At 66.3% G+C, this 18,319-nt stretch carries 14 protein-coding genes; 7 read left to right on the top strand and 7 right to left on the bottom strand.

Annotated features, from left to right (window positions below; all coding sequences use genetic code 11):
• Positions 1-20: 20 nt before the first annotated feature.
• On the bottom strand, positions 21-1,070 hold the full coding sequence (locus tag ACZ6YI_RS02735) for a LacI family DNA-binding transcriptional regulator (RefSeq protein ID WP_465777305.1): 1,050 nt from the start codon (positions 1,068-1,070) through the stop codon (positions 21-23).
• 184 nt (positions 1,071-1,254) lie between these two features.
• Between ACZ6YI_RS02735 and ACZ6YI_RS02730 the strand changes: the two genes are divergently transcribed.
• The 5 genes from ACZ6YI_RS02730 (at position 1,255) to ACZ6YI_RS02710 (ending at position 8,256) form a co-directional block, all read left to right on the top strand.
• On the top strand, positions 1,255-3,600 hold the full coding sequence (locus ACZ6YI_RS02730) for a GH92 family glycosyl hydrolase (protein ID WP_465777304.1): 2,346 nt from the start codon (positions 1,255-1,257) through the stop codon (positions 3,598-3,600).
• A 247-nt stretch (positions 3,601-3,847) separates the two neighbouring features.
• A complete protein-coding gene (locus ACZ6YI_RS02725; RefSeq protein WP_465777303.1) occupies positions 3,848-5,647 on the top strand; it encodes a sensor histidine kinase in 1,800 nt (599 codons plus the stop codon).
• Positions 5,644-6,090 carry a response regulator gene (locus ACZ6YI_RS02720; protein ID WP_440325080.1) on the top strand — a complete coding sequence of 149 codons (447 nt, stop codon included), beginning with the start codon at positions 5,644-5,646 and terminating at the stop codon, positions 6,088-6,090. Before ACZ6YI_RS02725 ends, ACZ6YI_RS02720 begins: the two co-directional genes overlap by 4 nt.
• Before the next feature lie 18 nt (positions 6,091-6,108).
• Positions 6,109-7,671 carry an ATP-binding response regulator gene (locus ACZ6YI_RS02715; protein ID WP_465777302.1) on the top strand — a complete coding sequence of 521 codons (1,563 nt, stop codon included), beginning with the start codon at positions 6,109-6,111 and terminating at the stop codon, positions 7,669-7,671.
• A gap of 204 nt (positions 7,672-7,875) precedes the next feature.
• Positions 7,876-8,256: a hypothetical protein gene (locus tag ACZ6YI_RS02710; RefSeq protein WP_465777301.1), complete on the top strand. Its 381-nt coding sequence runs from the start codon at positions 7,876-7,878 to the stop codon at positions 8,254-8,256.
• A 90-nt stretch (positions 8,257-8,346) separates the two neighbouring features.
• Here the strand turns inward: ACZ6YI_RS02710 and ACZ6YI_RS02705 are convergent, their stop codons facing one another.
• Together ACZ6YI_RS02705 and ACZ6YI_RS02700 are read right to left on the bottom strand one after the other, a co-directional pair.
• Positions 8,347-9,771, bottom strand: coding sequence for a sigma-54-dependent transcriptional regulator (locus ACZ6YI_RS02705; protein ID WP_465777300.1), 1,425 nt, complete (start codon positions 9,769-9,771; stop codon positions 8,347-8,349).
• A gap of 67 nt (positions 9,772-9,838) precedes the next feature.
• Positions 9,839-11,461: a sensor histidine kinase gene (locus ACZ6YI_RS02700; RefSeq protein ID WP_465777378.1), complete on the bottom strand. Its 1,623-nt coding sequence runs from the start codon at positions 11,459-11,461 to the stop codon at positions 9,839-9,841.
• A gap of 232 nt (positions 11,462-11,693) precedes the next feature.
• Between ACZ6YI_RS02700 and sucC the strand changes: the two genes are divergently transcribed.
• Entirely contained in the window at positions 11,694-12,896 is a 1,203-nt protein-coding gene (sucC, locus tag ACZ6YI_RS02695) for an ADP-forming succinate--CoA ligase subunit beta (RefSeq protein ID WP_465777299.1), read from the top strand.
• 13 nt (positions 12,897-12,909) lie between these two features.
• On the top strand, positions 12,910-13,782 hold the full coding sequence (gene sucD / locus ACZ6YI_RS02690; RefSeq protein ID WP_045830691.1) for a succinate--CoA ligase subunit alpha: 873 nt from the start codon (positions 12,910-12,912) through the stop codon (positions 13,780-13,782).
• 79 nt (positions 13,783-13,861) lie between these two features.
• On the opposite strand, the gene ACZ6YI_RS02685 is transcribed toward sucD, so the two are convergent.
• The 4 genes from ACZ6YI_RS02685 to ACZ6YI_RS02670 all read right to left on the bottom strand — a co-directional run bounded on the left by ACZ6YI_RS02685 (position 13,862) and on the right by ACZ6YI_RS02670 (position 18,313).
• A complete protein-coding gene (locus ACZ6YI_RS02685; protein ID WP_465777298.1) occupies positions 13,862-14,908 on the bottom strand; it encodes a hypothetical protein in 1,047 nt (348 codons plus the stop codon).
• A 697-nt stretch (positions 14,909-15,605) separates the two neighbouring features.
• The gene (locus tag ACZ6YI_RS02680; RefSeq protein WP_465777297.1) at positions 15,606-16,712 is read right to left on the bottom strand and encodes an NAD(P)/FAD-dependent oxidoreductase; all 1,107 of its coding nucleotides are present in this window, start codon (positions 16,710-16,712) and stop codon (positions 15,606-15,608) included.
• Positions 16,709-17,461 (bottom strand): L,D-transpeptidase family protein, encoded by a 753-nt coding sequence (locus ACZ6YI_RS02675; RefSeq protein WP_465777296.1) that lies wholly within the window; start codon positions 17,459-17,461, stop codon positions 16,709-16,711. The genes ACZ6YI_RS02680 and ACZ6YI_RS02675 overlap by 4 nt, the downstream gene beginning before the upstream one ends.
• Positions 17,462-17,479: 18 nt before the next feature.
• Entirely contained in the window at positions 17,480-18,313 is an 834-nt protein-coding gene (locus tag ACZ6YI_RS02670; protein WP_440328367.1) for a MurR/RpiR family transcriptional regulator, read from the bottom strand.
• Positions 18,314-18,319 lie beyond the last annotated feature (6 nt).

Here is an 18,319-nt window from a genome sequence, read left to right as displayed (position 1 = left end):
GGGGCGCTCCATTGTTTGGGTCAGGGGGAGGACGGGGCGCAGCTGCTTTCGCGAACGACGAGCCGCACGGGCGCGATCGTATAAGCTGTTTCCGTCTCGGGATTGCGAAGTCTTTCCAGGATGAGTTCGGCGCTGCGCCGGCCCAGGCCGCGCGGATCCACCGCGACGGTGGTGAGGGGCGGCACGCACACCGAGGCCTCTGCGACGTCATCGAAGCCGGTGAGGGCGAAATCCTCGCCCGGGCGCCGGCCGCGCTTGGTCAGGCCAAGCATAAGCCCGAGCGCGACGGCATCGTTGTAGCAAACCGCCGCCGTGGGTGCCGGATCCCGCGCAAAAAGCGCGCCGGTCTGGCGGGCGGCTTCCAGGCGCGTCGGCGCGCTCTCGATCAGCCATGCCGGGTCGACCTTCAGGCCGGCCGCCTTCATGGCATCGGCGTAGCCGCGGCGGCGCTGTTCCACCGAGCTGGAATCGCGGTGGCCGCCGAAGAAGGCGATGCGCTGGTGGCCCAGCTCGATCAGGTGCTGCGTGGCGAGCCGCGCACCGTGCTCGTTATCCATCTCCAGCGTGTCCCAGCGGTGCGAGCCCTCGTCATCGGGCAGCTCGCGGTTGAAGACCAGCAGGGGCGTATGCATGCCCACCGCCGTCAGCACGCGCTCGCCATCACTGCCTTCGGCGGGCGAGAGGATGATGCCGGCCGGACCGTGCTCGATCATGGAGTTGAGCACCGCCTGCTGGCGCTCGGGCGATTCGCCCGTGTTGCCCAGCAGGGTGACGTAGCCGGCGCTGGCGAGGGTTTCGTCGGCCCCCGCGGCGAATTCGGCGAAGAACGGGTTGCCCAGGTCGTTGATGACCAGGCCGATGCTCGAGGAGGTCCGCCGGCGCAGGTTGGCCGCCGCACGGTTGTAGACGTACCCTTGGCGCTTCAGTTCGGCTTCCACCCGGGCCCGGGTGGCCGAGTTCACCAGGGGGCTGCCGCGCAGCACCAGCGATACGGTCGCTCGCGACACATCGCATCCCTGGGCGATGTCGGCCAACGTGACCTTGCGGCGCTGCGGGGTTGTCCTCGCCATCGTGACTCCTTCAAACGATTCAAACGATCTAAACCGCGCGATGATCGCGCGCCGGGCCATGGGATGCATCACGCACTGCAACATGCGTGCATCCGCTATCTTTGCTACGTTCGACGCGTTTGTCACGATCCAAATGATCGTGACCCCTTTTCAGACTGTTCAGTCCACTCCTGGGGAGAAACCGATGTCCCGTTCCACGCGCCTGCGCCGCGGCCTGCTGGCCGCTGCCCTGTCCCTCGCCCTGCCGGCCCTGGCCGTCGCGGCTTCCAGCGGCAAGGGCACCAGTGCCTGGTCGGCGGTGGATCCGATGATCGGTACGGGTGGCGATGGCCACACCTTCCCGGGCGCGACGGTGCCCTTCGGCATGGTCCAGCTCTCGCCGGACACGGCCATGCCGGACTTCAAGCACGCCTATAAGTGGGCCGCCGGCTACCAGTACGGCGATTCGAGCATCCTGGGCTTCTCGCATACGCACTTCTCCGGTAGCGGCCATTCCGACCTGGGCGACGTGCTCGTCATGCCCATCGCCGGCGACGTGAAGCTGGACCCCGGCTCCCCCGACCAGCCCGGTAGCGGCTATCGCTCGCGGTTCTCCCATGCGAGCGAAAAGGCCGAGGCAGGTTACTACGCGGTCACCCTCAGCGACTACGACGTTCGCGCCGAGCTGACGGCAAATGCGCGGGTCGGCTTCCACCGCTATACCTTCCCCAAGGGCAAGCCGGCCCACGTGCTGCTCGACCTGCGCCCCAGCATCTATGACTACGAGGGCAAGGTGCTCTGGGCCACGCTGCGCGTGCGCACCGACGGCACGGTGACCGGCGGCCGCACCACCCGCGGCTGGGCGCCGGGCCGCCAGCTGTACTTCGCCATGCGTTTCAACCAGCCGATGACCTCGCGCGAGCTGAAGAACCGCGAAGAGAAGATCGTCTACCGCGGCTTCGGCGGCCCGGGCAACCGCAACGACGATGTCGACGGCATCAGCGGCCGCGCCCTGGAAGGCGTCTTCGACTTCGGCAACCTGGACAAGCCGCTGGTCGCCAAGGTGGCCATCTCCACGGTGAGCGAGGACAACGCCATCGCCAACCTGGACAAGGATGGCGCGGGCTTCGACTTCGATGCCCGCCGCGCGGATGCCCGCGCGCTGTGGGAGAAGACCCTCTCGGTGGTGGACCTGCAGGCCCCGGCCGAGACCCGCAAGACGTTCTATACGGCGCTGTACCACGCGATGCTCTCGCCGACGCTCTCCATGGACGTCAACGGCCAGTACCGCGGCCCGGATAACCAGGTTCACGAGGCCAAGGGCTTCGACTTCTATTCCACCTGGTCGCTGTGGGACGTGTACCGCGCACAGCAGCCGCTGATGACCCTGCTGGAGCCGAACAAGAGCAACGATTTCGTGAGCTCGCTGATCGCGGCGCGCGAGGCCAGCCCGTTCGGGATCCTGCCCGTGTGGTCGTACGGCGGCATGGAAACCTGGTGCATGATCGGCTACCACGCGGTGCCGGTGATCGCCGATGCCTACGTCAAGGGCATCCGCGGCTACGACGCGAAGAAGGCGCTCGACGCGATGGTGGCCAGCGCCACCTACGGCCCGTACGGCGGCCTCGATGACTACATGAAGCTCGGCTTCGTGCCGATCGACCACCAGCCGGAAGCCGCCTCGAAGACCGTGGAATACGCGTTCGACGACTGGTCGCTGGCCCAGGCCGCCAAGGCGATGGGCAAGGATGACGTGGCCGCCACCTTCATGAAGCGCGCCGGCAACTGGAAGAACAGCTTCGATGCGAAGACCGGCTTCCTGCGTGCGCGCAAGGCCGATGGCAACTACCGCGAGCCGTTCGATCCGTCCTCGGCCGCGTACGGCAGCGATTACACCGAAGGCAACGCGTGGCAGTACTCGTGGTACGTGCCGCAGGACGTGGCGGCGCTGATCCAGACCCTCGGCGGCGCGGATGCGTTCGTGAAGAAGCTGGATTCCGTGTTCGACGCGAAGGTGGATCCGAAGTCGTTTGCCCATGTGGAAGACATCACCGGCCTGATCGGCTGGTATGCGCACGGCAACGAGCCGAGCCACCACGTGGCGTACCTCTACGACTACGCCGGCCAGCCCTGGAAGACCCAGGAGCGCCTGACCCAGATCATGAAGACCCAGTACACGCCGACCCCGACGGGCCTGGTGGGTAACGATGACCTTGGCCAGATGTCGGCCTGGTACGTCTTCAGCTCGCTGGGCTTCTACCCGGTGGCCCCGGGCAGCAGCCAGTACGTGATCGGCCGCCCCTTCATCGAGAAGGCCACGCTGAACCTGCAGAACGGCAAGCGCTTCACGGTCTCCACCGACCACCTCGATGCGAAGCACCCGTACGTCGGCAAGGTCACGCTCAACGGCAAGGACCTCAACCGCACGTGGGTGACCCACGAGGAGCTCACCGCGGGCGGCGAACTGCACTTCTCCATGCAGGCCGAGCCGTCGAAGTGGGGCAACGCTGCCGACGCCGCGCCGTACTCGATGAGCACCACCGAAAAGTAAACGCGAGCTAAGGCAACCGTCACGCGAGCTTCACGCTCGCGTGCCGTCCAATATCGCCCAAACCTGACGGGCGCAACGCTCCCTGGTGGTAGGTTTTCCGGGTTATTCCGGGGACTTACGGCAGCAGGGGCGGTGCGCCCGTCGTTCGTTCCACAGGGCGGGGCATGCATAAGCAGCGCGTGAAAGACCACAACGTTTACAATGCCCGTTCACTTTGGGCAGGAGTCGTCGTGGGGATGACGAACGCATGATCGCTCGTATCGGGCTGGGCTGGCGCCTCGTGGGCCTGCTGGCCGCCATGCTGGTCAGCGTGGCATTGCCTTACATCATTACCCGGTCCAGTTCGGAAGACGCGCTGAACTCGCGCGATTGGGTCACGCATACCGCCGATATCAAGGCGAGTACCTACCGGATCGACGCCATCCTGCGCAGCAGCGAGGCGGCCATCTACACGATGATCGCCGGCGGCGCCGTCGACAAGGACCTGGAGGACCGGGCGCTCTACGTGGAGACCCGGCTGCCGGGCGTCATCGCGGGCCTGCGCGAGATGGTCCGCGACAACCCGGAACAGGTGGCCCGCCTCGGTGGCCTCGAAAGCATTGCCAAGGGGCGCGGTGAGCTGACCCGCAAGGCGCTGGACAGTCTGAAGGCTGGTGATCGCGATGGCGCCTTTGCCGCCATGGAAGACGCCCGGCAGATGTTCCCGTTCCGCGACCGCGTCGTGGAGATCCTGGCCGAGGAGTCGAAGCTGCAGGATGCCCGCCGTGCGAACGCGCGTGGCACGGCCACCGATAACCGCCTGGTACTTGGCGTGGCGGCGCTGGCTCAGGTCGCCCTGCTGGTCATCGTCGTGGTGGTATCCGAGCGGCAGATCGCGATCCGGCTTGCCGCGGAATCGCGGGCGTCCGACGCGGTGCGCCGTTCGCAGCTGATCGTGCAGGCCGTGCGCGAGCCCATCGCGATGCTGGATACGGGCCTGCGCACGCTGCTGGTCAATACGGCATTCGCCGAACTCTATGGCTTCGATACCGATGACGAGCAGGCCCATGTGCCGCTGCGCGACATCGGTAACGGTGCGTGGGATGACCCCGCGCTGCTGCAGCGCCTGAACGATGTGATCGCCCGCGACCGCGAGCTGTGGGATTACGAGCTGACCCAGCGCACCGTCGACGGGATCGACCGCTTCGTCGTGATCAACGCGCGCCGCATCGAGGAACCGGATTCGCCGGATCCCGCGCTGCTGATCACGGTGAGCGACATCACCGCGCGTGCGCTGGTCGAGCAGAAGGTCAACGAGCTCAACCGCCAGCTGGAAGGCAAGGTGGAGCAGGTCTCCGATGTGAACCGCGAGCTCGAGGCCTTCAGCTATTCGGTATCGCACGACCTGCGCGCGCCGCTGCGACACATCTCCGGCTTCGCCGGCAAGCTGGAATCCCACCTGGGTGACCAGGCGGATGATCGCGTACGCCATTACATCGATGTGATCAGCAGTTCTTCCCGGCGCATGGCGCAGCTCATCGACGACCTGCTGGTGTTCTCGCGCTTGGGTCGCGGTGCGCTGAGACTGCAGCCGGTGGATATGCAATCGTTGGTCGACGAGGCGCGGGCCCTGGTTGAGACCGACGCCCGCGACCGCCATATCGAGTGGAGCGTCGCCCCGCTGCCGATCGTCGTGGGTGACGAGAACATGCTGCGCACGGTGTGGCAGAACCTTCTCGGCAATGCCGTGAAGTACACGGCCAACCGTGAGGTCGGCCGCATCGAGATCGGCGTGGAACGTACGCCCGTGGGCGATTACGAGTTCTCCGTGCGCGATAACGGCGCCGGCTTCGACATGCAGTACGCCAGCAAGCTCTTCGGCGTATTCCAGCGACTGCATCGCGCTTCCGAATTCCCCGGCAACGGCATTGGCCTTGCCAACGTACGACGCATTATCGCGCGCCATGGTGGCCGCACATGGGCCGAAGGTGAAACCGACCGCGGTGCCGTATTCCATTTCTCGTTGCCGGCCTCCGACCTACCGGGCGCCCGCATGGGTGACGCATGAACAGTCCCGATATCCGTACCATCCTTCTGGTTGAAGATTCGCCGGCCGACGCCGAAATGGCGATCGATGCCCTACGCGAGGCGAACCTCGCCAATCCCGTCGTCCACGTCGAAGACGGCGTCGACTGCATGGACTGGCTGAATCGCCGTGGCCGTTACGTGGATCGCCCCGAGAGCGATCCTGCGGTGATCCTGCTCGATATCAAGATGCCGCGGAAGGATGGCCTCGAAGTGTTGAAGGAGCTGCGCACGGACGATCGCTGGAAGCGCGTGCCGGTGGTGATCCTTTCCTCCTCGCGCGAGGAAAGCGACCTGGCCCGCAGCTGGGACCTCGGTGTGAACGCCTACGTGCTGAAGCCGGTGGATGTACAACAGTTCTTCACGGCCGTGCAGACGCTCGGCCATTTCTGGGCGGTGCTGAACCAGCGCCCGGAGAGCGAATAAGGTTCGGGCGGGCAGGCTATGAACGGGCAGACGCAGAAAGTCAGGATCCTGCAGGTCGAGGACAACGAGCTCGATGCCGAGCTGGTGATGTCCGAGCTGGAGGAAGACGGCCTCGACTACGAGGTGCGGCTCGTCGATGACGAGCAGGCCTACGTGGCCGCGCTGGAAGATTTCCGGCCGGACATCGTGCTGTCCGACCTTAGCATGCCGCACTTCAGCGGCGAGCGTGCACTGCAGATCCTGCGCGAACGCTCCAGCGATGTGCCCTTCATCTTCATCTCGGCCACGCTCGGCGAAGAAGCCGCGATCGAGGCACTGCGCAGCGGTGCCACCGATTACATCCTGAAGCAGAACACGGCGCGCCTGGCCTCGGCCGTGCGCCGTGCCCTGCGCGAGGCGGATGAACTCAAGGCGCGCATGCGTGCCGAACAGGAACTGATCCGCGCGCAGCGTTTCGAGAGCCTGGCGCTGCTCGCGGGCGGCCTGTCGCACGACCTGCGCAACCTGCTCCAGCCGCTGTTGCTGGCCGGCGATACGCTGGAAGACTATGCCGACGACCCGCGCCTTGCGCGCCTCGGCACGCTGGTGCGCGATTGTGGGCGCCGTGGCCTCGAGATGGTCTCGTCCATGCTCTCCTTCGCCCGTGGCGCGCGGCGCGCCGAGCAGGTGAAGCTGGGTGCGCTGACCGATGCGCTGAAACTGCTGATGCAGGGCAGCGTGCCGCGCTCGGTGCAAATGAGCGTCGATGTCTACGATCCCGATGTCGCATTCGAGGGCAACCACACCGAGCTGCAGCAGTGCATGCTCAACCTCTGCCTCAATGCGATCCAGGCCATGCCGGAAGGCGGCAAGCTGCGCATCGAGACCGCCCAGGTCACGCTGGCCGAGGACTTCTTCAGCGACGACGAGACCACCGTCGCCGGGCGTTACCTGCGCATCTCCGTCATCGATACGGGTGCGGGCATGCCGCCCGAGGTCTTGCAGCGCCTGTTCGAGCCGTTCTTCACCACCAAGGAATCCGGTACTGGCCTGGGCCTGCTTTCGTGCAAGCGCATCGTCGCCAGCCACGGCGGCCTGATGCGCGTGCGCAGCCGCGTGGGTGAAGGCACCGAGTTCCATCTCTACCTTCCGCTCGGCGTGGAAGAGAGCGACCTTGGCGAGCTGCCGGTCATCGAGCCCTACCTGCAGGGCGAAGCCGAGCGCGTGCTCGTGGTCGTCGAGGAAGCCATGCAGCTCTCGCTGCTTGCCGACACGCTGGATACCTACGGCTACCAGGCTGGCGCGAGCCAGAGCGGTACCGCGGCGCTGCAGTGGATCGAAGCCCACGGTGTGCCCGACCTCGTGGTGATGGATGCGGACATGAACCTGTTCACCGGCGTCCGCACGCTCGCCGCGCTGCTCGACCACGGCTACACCGGTGCCGTGCTCCTGCTCGCGCGCCCCGACGCGCCGCCGAACCTCGACGAACTCCCCGACATCAAACACCTCTACCTGATCGACAAGCCCATCCAGTCCCGCGCACTGCTGAAGAAAGTCCGCGAAGCCCTGGAAGCCAGCCAGCCAAGCCTGCCGACCGCCTGAGGCCGGTACCTGTGGGAGCGCGCTTGCGCGCGATAGGGCTTACCGTGCCCTCCGTCGCGCGCAAGCGCGCTCCCACAGGAGCTCCGCCGAATCGGCGCATCATCCGCCGCATTTTTCAGAATCCTTCCATATCTTTCCCCGCACCCGCCTGCCTACGCTTCCCCGCCCTGCATGACGCAGGAGCAACCGAAGGGTGGGAGTGGCATGAGGAAGTGGGATCCGGAAGCGATGCGCGTGGCGGGGATGTGGAAGATGCGCGCGTCGATCTTCGTGGGGGCGTGCATGGCACACACGATGGCTGCGGCGCTGGTGCTCGCCGCGCAGACGTCGTGCCTGGACGTGCCGTGTTTTGATTCGTGGTTGTTCGATACGTTGCGCGGGGTGTTGATGTTCCCGCTGTTCCTGACGCCGTGGCTGGATTTTCCGCCGCAGGATGTGCCTTATGTGCAGGATCTTCCGCTGGTGGCTTGGTTTGTTCCCAATGCGGTCGCGGCGTGTGTACTTTCTATCGTGGCGTGGGTTGCCGGGAGGTGCGCGCGGGCGTGGTGGGTGGCTCGGCGGGCTTTGAAGAAGGCTGTTGTGTAGCTCATCGCTAAAAGCCATCGCGCGCAAGCGCGCTCCCACAGTGGCCCCGTGACCTTGTGGGAGCGCGCTTGCGCGCGATGCTTTACGGCATCAATCGATGCCGAGCTTCTTCAGCTTGTAGCGCAGCGCGCGGAAGGTGATGCCGAGCTTCTTGGCGGTGGCGGTCTTGTTGTAGCGGGACTCTTCCAGGGCCTTGATGATCGTGTCGCGCTCGATGTTGGTGATGTAATCCTCGAGCGAACCATCGGCGGCGGGGTTGCGCGGTGCGGGCGCACCGGCGGCCGCCGCGGCAGCTGCGGCGGGTGGCTGCGGTGCGCCGGCCGGCGCACCTGCCGTATCCGTGCCCGGCAGCGACGTGCGCTGCGGCAGCATCAGGTCATCCGCTTCGATCGTGTCGCCTTCGCACATGGCCATGGCGCGTTCGAGGATGTTCTCCAGTTCGCGCACGTTGCCCGGGAACTGGTAGGCCTCGAGCGCGGCAAGCGCTTCCGGCTTCAGCTTGCCGGGCGGGCCACCGGATTCGGTCGCCAGCTGGCGCAGGATGAAGTCGGCGAGGCGTGGCACGTCACCGCGGCGTTCGCGCAGCGGCGGCACGCGCAGCTCGATCACGTTGATGCGATAGAACAGATCCTGGCGGAACTGGCCCTGCTCGACGAGCGCGGCAAGGTTCTTGTGGGTGGCCGAGAGGATGCGCACGTCCACCGGCACCTCATCGCGGCCGCCGATCGGGCGCACGGCCTTTTCCTGGATGGCGCGGAGCAGCTTCACCTGCATGTGCAGGGGCAGTTCGGCGACCTCGTCGAGGAACAGCGTGCCGCCATGGGCTGCCTGGAACAGGCCTTCCTTGTCCGCGTGGGCGCCGGTGAAGCTGCCCTTGCGGTGGCCGAAGAACTCGCTTTCCATCAGCTCGGACGGGATGGCGCCGCAGTTCACCGGCACGAAGGTGCCCGTGGCGCGCGGCCCCAGTTCGTGGATGAGCCGGGCGACCAGCTCCTTGCCCACGCCGGATTCGCCGGCGATGTACACCGGGGCCTGGTTGCGGGCCAGCTTGGCAATCTTGCCGCGCACTTCGGTCATCACCGGGGATTCGCCGATCAGGCGATCCGCGCCCGGCGCGGCCTTGCTGCCGGCATCGCCCTTGCGCTCTTCGGAGAGGCGCAGGGCCGTTTTCACGAGACGGCGGAGCAGGTGGATATCCACCGGCTTGGAGACGAAATCGAACGCGCCCGCCTTCAGGGCGTTCACGGCCGCGTCCACGTTGCCGTAGGCGGTGATCATGGCCACCGGCATGTCGGGGTAGGTGGCCGAGATCAGCTCGATGATCTCCTGGCCACTGCCGTCAGGCAGCCGCATGTCGGTGAAACACAGGTCGTATCGGCGAGACGTGAGGGCATTCCGGGCCTCACTGACGCTCCCCACGGCGTCGACGTCGAGTTCCATTCGACCGAGTGTGATGGTCAACAACTCACGGATGTCCCGCTCGTCATCGATCACCAGGACTGTCTGCTTGCTCATCGGGTCCGGACGCTTCGGTGAATGTTCCAAATGTAACCGGCTGGGGCCTTCACGCAAAGGGCACCGATCATGCGCGGGCTGCGATCGGCGCCACGGCGGGGGTTCGCGCAGGCGGGGTCAGGCTGATCCGGAAGCAGCTGCCGCCACCGGCCACGCGCACGTATTCCAGCGCGGCCTGGTTGGCTTCGGTCATCTGCCGGGCCAGGTACAGGCCCAGGCCGGTGCCGTACTCGTGCGTGGTGAAGAACGGCTCGAAGATCTGCGCGGCCACTTTCGGCGGGATGCCCGGGCCGCGGTCAATCACCTCGAGGATCGGGATCCCGGCCTCGGAATGGCGGGCGACGACCATCACCCGCGCCGGCTCGCTGGGCATGCGCCCGTAGCGCAGCGCGTTCTGCACCAGGTTCCACACCACCTGCTGCAGGTGCTGCGGGTCGGCGACCGCCGCCACCGGCTCGGAGCCCGACACGGCGCGGAGCACATCCGCGCCCAGGTCGTTGCCCTGGCGGTATTCGCCGACGAAATCGTGCACCCAGCGGCTAAGGTCCAGTGTTTCCGGGCGCGAGCGCTCGCGGCGGGAGAGCTGCAGGATGTTCTCGATGATCTCGTTGAGGCGCGAACAATGGTTGTTGATGATCTCGACCATGCGCAGGTCGGTATCGGCCAGGTCGGTGGATTCGGCGAGCAGCTGGGCGGAATAGTGGATCGCGGCCAGCGGGTTGCGGATCTCATGGGCGATCGACGCGGAGAGCCGGCCCAGCGAGCTCAGGGTCAGTTCCTCGGCCCGGCGCGAGACCAGCGAGGTATCGTCCAGGAAGATCAGGACGTGGGAATCATCATTGGGCGCCAGGCGCGAGAAGCGCGGCACCACCTCGGGCGTGCCATCGGCCAGCATGGTGGCGCTCTCGTCCAGCTTGCCCGAGGTGCGCCAGTGGTACAGCCGGCGGGAGAGCTCCGGGGCGATCGAGCCCAGGTCGCGCTGGTCGGCCGAGGGGTTGCCCATGAGCATCCAGGCCGATTCGTTGAGCTGGTGGATCCGGTTGCCCTCGTCGACCAGCAGCACGCCGGTCTTCATGCGCCGGATGATCAGCTCGTTGACCTGGGACAGGTTGGCCAGGTCGATGCCGCGCTGCTCAGCCAGGGCCTCGGAGGCGCGGATGTTCCGGCCCAGCACATAACAGAGTGAGGCGCAGGCGAAGTAAGCCGCGCCGAACAGGCCGTATTCCACCACCTCGCGGTCCGAGGCGCCGGGCTGGTCCACGTCGAACAGGGAATGGCCCAGCATGCACAGGGTGGCCAGGGCGGCGAAGAACATGGAGAGCCGCAGGGGCAGCAGCAGGGCGCCCGTGGCGATGTTCACCGCCAGCATCATGGCCACGCCCATGCGGACGTCGTGCATGAGGATCAGGGCCAGCACGGCCACGGCAATATCGAGGGTCAGGCCGACCGAGACGACCAGCACCGGGCGGTGGAGCAGGGGCCGGGTGCGGGCGACCATGACCAGGGCCGCGAACAGGTAGGCCAGGGCCATGACCCGGGCCAGCACCGGCTCGGGCAGCAGCGGCCAGGCCATGTGCTCCGGGCGGAACGCCAGGGCGGTGTAAACCGCGGCCTGGCCCAGCCGGAAGTAATTGAAAAAGAAGAGTTCGTGGCGGGCCGTGGCCTGGTTTGCCCGGGCGATCGCGGTCATGGTCGGCACGGGCGTGGACACGTCTTTGGCTCTCCGCCGGGCGGCCCCGGGGGCCTGGGATGACGGCCAGTATAGGGCCCCCCTGATGCACGGCAACACGCGCGTACGGCAGGTGTGAACCAGGCCGCCCCTTTCCTTTGGGGGCGCCATCGTCGAAAATACGTGGCCGTATTGCGCCGTTTTGCGTAGTTCGCGTGTTATCCCCCATCCCCGCACCGGTCGCCCGCGGCCTGTGCGTGTTCACTCGCTTTTCTCCGTTCGCTCGAGGTATCGAATGAATTTCCACGAGTACCAGGCCAAAGAACTGTTCGCGAAGTACGGCATTGCCGTGCCCCCGGGCAAGGTTGCCAACTCTCCCGACGCCGCTGTCGATGCCGCCAAGCACCTTGGTGGTTCGCAGTGGATGGTCAAGGCCCAGATCCATGCCGGTGGTCGCGGCAAGGCCGGTGGCGTCAAGTTCTGCCGCAGCCTCGACGCTGTCCGTGATGCCGCCAAGGGCATGCTCGGCACCAACATGGAAACGTACCAGTCGGCTGGCCGCGCGCTGCCGGTGAACCTGGTGCTGGTGACCGACGCGACCGACATCGCGAAGGAACTCTACCTGTCGATCCTCACCGATCGTGACACGAAGGCCATCTCGTTCATCGCCTCCAAGCACGGCGGCGTCGACATCGAGCAGGTCGCCCACGACACGCCGGAAGACATCCACACGCTCGTGGTGGATTTCGTCGAAGGCCTGCAGCCGTACCAGGCGCGTGAACTCGCGTTCAAGATGGACCTGGAAGGCAAGCAGATCGGCCAGTTCGTCAAGATCATGCTTGGCCTGTACAAGCTGTTCAACGAGAAGGACCTGGCCCTGGTCGAGCTGAACCCGCTCGCCATCCTCGAAGACGGCAACCTCGCCGCCCTCGACGGCAAGGTCAACTCCGACGACAACGCCGAATTCCGTCACCCGGACCTGGCCGCCATGCGCGACCTGACCCAGGAAGACGCGGCCGAAGCGGCTGCCGTGCAGCACAACCTCAACTACGTCACGATGGACGGCACCATCGGTTGCATGGTCAACGGCGCAGGCCTGGCCATGGCGACCATGGACGTCATCAAGCTGGCGGGCGGCGAGCCGGCCAACTTCCTTGACGTCGGCGGCGGCGCCACCAAGGAGCGCGTGACCGAGGCGTTCAAGCTCATCCTCTCGTCGGACAAGGTGAAGGCCATCCTGGTCAACATCTTCGGCGGCATCGTGCGTTGCGACCTGATCGCCGAAGGCATCATCGCCGCGGTGAAGGAAGTGGGCCTGAAGATCCCCGTGATCGTCCGCCTGCAGGGCACCAACGTCGACCAGGGCCGCGAGCTCCTGGCCAACTCGGGCCTGGCGATCACGCCGGCCGACGATCTCAACGATGCGGCCCAGAAGGCCGTGGCCGCAGCGGCCTGAGGAGCGAAGTAACATGAGCGTCCTGATCAACAAGAACACCAAGGTCCTCGTCCAGGGCTTTACCGGCCAGCAGGGCACGTTCCACGCCCAGCAGGCCCTCGATTACGGTACCCAGGTCGTGGGTGGCGTGACCCCGGGCAAGGGTGGTTCCGAGCACATCGGCCTGCCGGTGTTCAACACCGTGCGCCAGGCTGTCGACCAGACCAAGGCTGATGCCTCGGTCATCTTCGTTCCGCCCCCGTTCGCCGCCGATTCGATCCTCGAAGCCATCGATAGCGGCATCAAGGTCATCGTCGCGATCACCGAAGGCATCCCGGTCCTCGACATGATGCGCGTGAAGAACGTGCTGAAGTCGAACCCGGACGTCGTGCTCGTCGGTCCGAACTGCCCGGGTGTCATCACCCCGGGTGAGTGCAAGATCGGCATCATGCCGGGCCACATCCACAAGCCGGGCAAGGTCGGCATCGTTTCGCGTTCGGGCACCCTGACGTACGAAGCGGTCTTCCAGACCACCAACGAAGGCCTCGGCCAGTCGACCTGCATCGGTATCGGTGGCGATCCGATCAACGGCCTGAACTTCATCGACTGCCTGAAGCTCTTCCAGGACGATCCGCAGACCGAAGGCATCATCATGGTCGGCGAAATCGGCGGCAGCGCGGAAGAAGACGCGGCTGAGTTCATCAGCCAGTACGTTAAGAAGCCGGTCGTGTCGTTCATCGCTGGCGCCTCGGCTCCCCCGGGCAAGCGCATGGGCCACGCCGGTGCGATCATCTCGGGCGGCAAGGGCACGGCGGAAGCCAAGTTCGCAGCTCTCGAGAAGGCGGGCGTCACCACGGTGAAGTCGCCGGCCGACCTCGGCAAGACCCTCGCGGGTCTGATGAAGTAATACCGCTTCGCTTCGGCGGAACGACTAAAGGGCCCCGCTTTGGCGGGGCCTTTTTTTTGGGCGGTGACGCACCGTGCGATCAATCCTCGATCGGCGGCCCTTTGTGCGGGTCCCATGCCGCGTCCGGGACCTCGATGGCGTACCGCCGTATGCGGCGCTCGTTTTCCGCCGAATAGCGATAGCAGTTCGAGCGGAACACGGAGGTCGTCGCGAGCATGTTGCTCTCGCACCACCAGCCACCGCGGTACTGCACCTCGGCCGCAGCGTGCGTGGCGCCGAACATGTGGCCCAGTTCATGGGCGAGGATGCGATACCGGCCAGCGATGCTTGCCACGGCGGCGTTGCCACCCTGCCAGGCCACGCCACCCACGCCTGGCGCGGGCGGTGCCAACGTGACCAGGACGTACTTGCGCAGGTGGCTGTCGTCCAGGTCCTCATCGCCTGCCCATTGCTCGACGACAGTCATCCAGTCAAGCAGCACGTGACCGTGCATGTAGGGCACGTCCGACAGGCCCTGGATGGGTGGGTGGTAGCGAACGTCTACGCGTGCGAACGGCAGGATGCGGAGCGCGTCTGAGAGCCACCACGCCACGTAGCCGGCGTGGACCGCCTCGCGCGTCATGAGGTTGGTGACATCGTGGTGCACGAACATGTGGATATCCACCGTCTGCGCCTCGCCGTCTTCAACTGCGCTGCGCCTGACACGCTCGCCGACGGAGTTCCCACGCGACGCAGCCAGCGGTGGGGAAACCGGGTGGACCGGAGCGTCATCGTCGCCCGCCTCGAATACTCGCGTTTCCACGTCTTCACCATCGGCCAGGGTGATGTCGAGCCTGCGGCCACCGCGAGTCAGCACGGCCGGTCGCCCATCGAGCGTGGCGCGGTACATGCGGGCCGGCGGCGCATCGCCGAAATAGACCGACGCGGGGATGCTCTCGTTGACCGATAGCTGCTCTTCACCCGTGGCGCCATCGTCCTGCGGGCCGGTGGCCGGCAGCGCGATGATCGCAGGAAGCCCGGCGGCGACGCCCCGGTCGAAATCCCGGATGACGGCGTTGTCGACCGTGGCAGAGGCCGGGGTGGCGATGATGAGGGCGAGCAGGAAGATGCCAATCCGTTGGCGCATGGGTGTTCCTCTTGGTTGGTGGCGTAGCTTAGGCGACGCGCAGCGCCGTCCGGCGCCGAACCGCAGCACGCGAGTCCGAGGACTACACGCGTTTGGGAAAACGTCGCGTGCGCATCGCGGCGTGCGCTATCCACAGGTTGTGTGGATACCCTCTGCACAAGCGTGTGCATAAGTCGCGCCCGGGCTTTGGCGACAACGACTTGCGTTGCGCTGGTCAATCCGTGCGCAGCGGGGCGCGTGGATGCGTGCGCCGATATCCACAGGGAATGTGGGTATCCGATGCATAACAGTGTGGATAAGTCGCGTCTCACATGCTGAGACAACGACTTGCGTCGGCGTGGTTAGTGCGTGACCACATGGCGAGCCAGGCCATCGCGCGCAAGCGCGCTCCCACAGTGACGAGCCACTGCCAGGTCGAACCTACCCCTGTGGGAGCGCGCTCGCGCGCGATGGGTGCTCGCGAAAGCGCCCCGATATCCACAGCCCATGTGGACAGCACCTGCATAAGCATGTGCATAACTCGCAACGCGCCTTCACCGACAACCACTTGCATTGCACTGGTCAATCTCTGCCCAGATGGAGGTGCGCAAGTGCGTCGATATCCACAGGGTGTGTGGGTATCAACTGCATAACAGTGTGGATAACCCGCATCTCATATGCTGCGACAACGACTTGCGTTGTGCTGGTTAATGCGTGCTCAGCGCGGCGCGAGCATCGTCGCGGTGATGCCCGTGTCGGCGAGGTGCGCGGGCATGGCCTGGCCAAGGATGATCGAGGCACACGCTTCCGCCATCGCCGCGCTGGTCTGGATGCCGTAGCCGCCTTGTGCCGCGAGCCAGAAGAAGCCGGGTGCGTCGTGCGCGAAGCCGCCGACGAGGTCGCCGTCGGGAACGAAGCTGCGCAGGCCCGCCCAGGTGCGCGTGGGCCGGCGGATGCTCATCGTGGTGGCTTCTTCGATCCGGTGGATGCCGAGCGCGATGTCGTATTCCTCGGGCTGGACGTCGTGCGGGTGCGTCGGGTCGGCGTTCGCCGCCGAGCCGAGCAACAGGCCGGCATCGGGCTTGAAGTAGAAGCTTTCGTCGAGGTCGACGACGAAGGGCCAGTCCTGGCTCGCCGTGCCTTCCGGTGGTTCGAACAGGAAAGCCGAGCGGCGGCGTGGCTCCAGGCCGATCGACGCGACGCCTGCGAGGCTGGCGATGACGTCGGCCCAGGCACCCGCCGCGTTGACGACGATCGGTGCCTGCAGGCTGCCGTTGATGCACCAGCCACCGGCTTCCCGGGTCACGCTGCGCACATCGGTATCCAGCTGTACCGTGGCGCCGCGTGCCTTCGCGCCACGCAGGAAGGCCTGGTGCAACTCGTTGACATCGATGTCCGCCGCGTCCGGTTCCCAGATTGCCGCGTGCGCGGCCTTCCTGCGAAGTACCGGGACCGCATCGTGTACGGCGTCGCCATCGAACCACGCCAGGCTGCTGGTACCGGCGCGCATCAGTTCGAAATCGGCGCGCAGGACGTCCTCCTGCTCTGCGCGCGCGACGACCAGCGAGCCGCGCGTGTGCAGGATGGGATGATGGGCGAAGCCAGCAGGCGGACGTTCCAGGAACGGCCGCGTCGCCCGCGAGAGGGCACGGACCTGGGCGGATCCATAGGTCTCGCTGAAATGCGCCGCGGAGCGCCCCGTGGTGTGCATGCCGGCGAAGACTTCGCGCTCGAGCATGAGGACGCGCGCGTGCGGCGCGAGGAACCAGGCCACCGAGGCGCCCGCGATGCCGGCGCCGACCACGATGATGTCGTAGGAACTCATGGCGCGGGCAGGTTCCAGGTATCGCGCAGGCGGGCGTACTCGGCCTTCGGCAGCAGCACGAACACGGGCTTCTTCGAAGGGTCGAGCCAGGCGAGCAGGCGTTCCATGACATCGTCCGCCATGGCCGTGCAGCCTGCGGTCCCCGATGTCGGCGTTTTCCACAGGTGCGCGAAGATGCAGCTGCCCGCGCCCTTCTTCCCATCGGGGTTGTGCTCGATGACGAAGCCGATGCGGTAGGCGTGGTCGCCCTGGAAATGGATGTCGCGGCGCATGGCTTCGGTGGCTCCGGCCACGGCCTTCTCGCCGACCTTCTTCTCGTCGACGAGCTGGTTGTAGTACGGCGAACCGTCGACATCGACGCAGTAGTCGGAGGCCGTGAGTCCCACGTAGGGAAGCGCGGTCGGATTCGACTCGGCATAACCGAAGGCCTTGCCGATGCGGAACACACCCGCAGGGCTGCGCCCGTCACCCTCGTGCTTCTGCGGGCCATCGGCCTGCGCTGGCGAGAGGCCGACGCCCCAGGCACTCCCGGTCTTGCCGATGACCACGGGCGAGGCGTTGCCGACTGCCTTCCATTTGCCACCTTCGCGCACATACGTGCGCAGCGTGCCCTGCTTCGCATCCCAGCCATCGGTGGTGACGACCACCATCTGCCGGGACACGGACCATGCGACCGGTGCTTCGAAGGCGCTGGCGGCGAGGGGGAGCGAGAAGGCGATCAATCCGGCGAGCCGGGGCAGGAGGGCCATGGTGGGCTCCGCGAAGGGCTAGGGTTCCAGCAGTTGCTGGGTGCGGTCGAGGTTTTCCACCAGATGAAGGTGGCGCTGTTCGTCGCCTTCGCACAGGTGGATGAAGAGCGTATCGACCAGGTGCTGCACGGTCGTCTGGTAGATCAGGGCCTGCACGTACGAGGCGTCATCGTGCGCGGCGACCACGAGCGACAGGTCGGCCATCGTACGCAGCGGGTTGGCGGTGTGCCGGGTCACCGTCACCACGCGGCCGCGCCGCTCGCGCACGAAGCGGGCGATCTTGGAAAGCGCCGGATGGCGGCCGTGCTCGGAGAACACCATCAGCACGTCGCCAGCCGTGACCATGCCGACCTGCGCGGCCATGCGGCCCACGTCGGCGTGGCGGATGGCGGGGATGCCCAGCAGCGAAAGGCGCATGGCGAACGCGCGTACCTGCAGGTCATCCTCGCCCAGCCCGATCAGGAACACCTTGCCCGCGCGGCCCAGGGCGGCCACCACGGCGGCCATGGTTTCTGGCGTGTTGATCGCGTGCGTAGCTTCCTCGGCCTGCGTCTTGCGGGCCCATAGCTCGGCGCCCACGGTATCGCCGGAGCGCTGCGCTTCCGGGGCGTCGTCGTCGCTGACCCGGCCGATCACTTCGCCCACCGCGTACTTCAGGTCCGGGTAGCCGCGGAAGCCGAGCTTCTGGGTGAACTTGACGACGCTGGACTGGCTGATGCCCAGCGCGTTCGCGAGTTGTTGCGACGAGTAATCGCGCAACAGGTGCGCGTTCTCAAGGATGAAATCGGCGATGCGCCGCTCCACCGCGCTCATGCGGTCGCGTTCGGAGCGGATTTTCACCAGGGGTGACATGCCGTC

Source organism: Luteibacter sp. NPDC104163 (assembly GCF_055584245.1).
The sequence above is the reverse complement of the archived record's forward strand: the minus strand, read 5'-3'. Positions and strand labels throughout refer to the sequence as shown.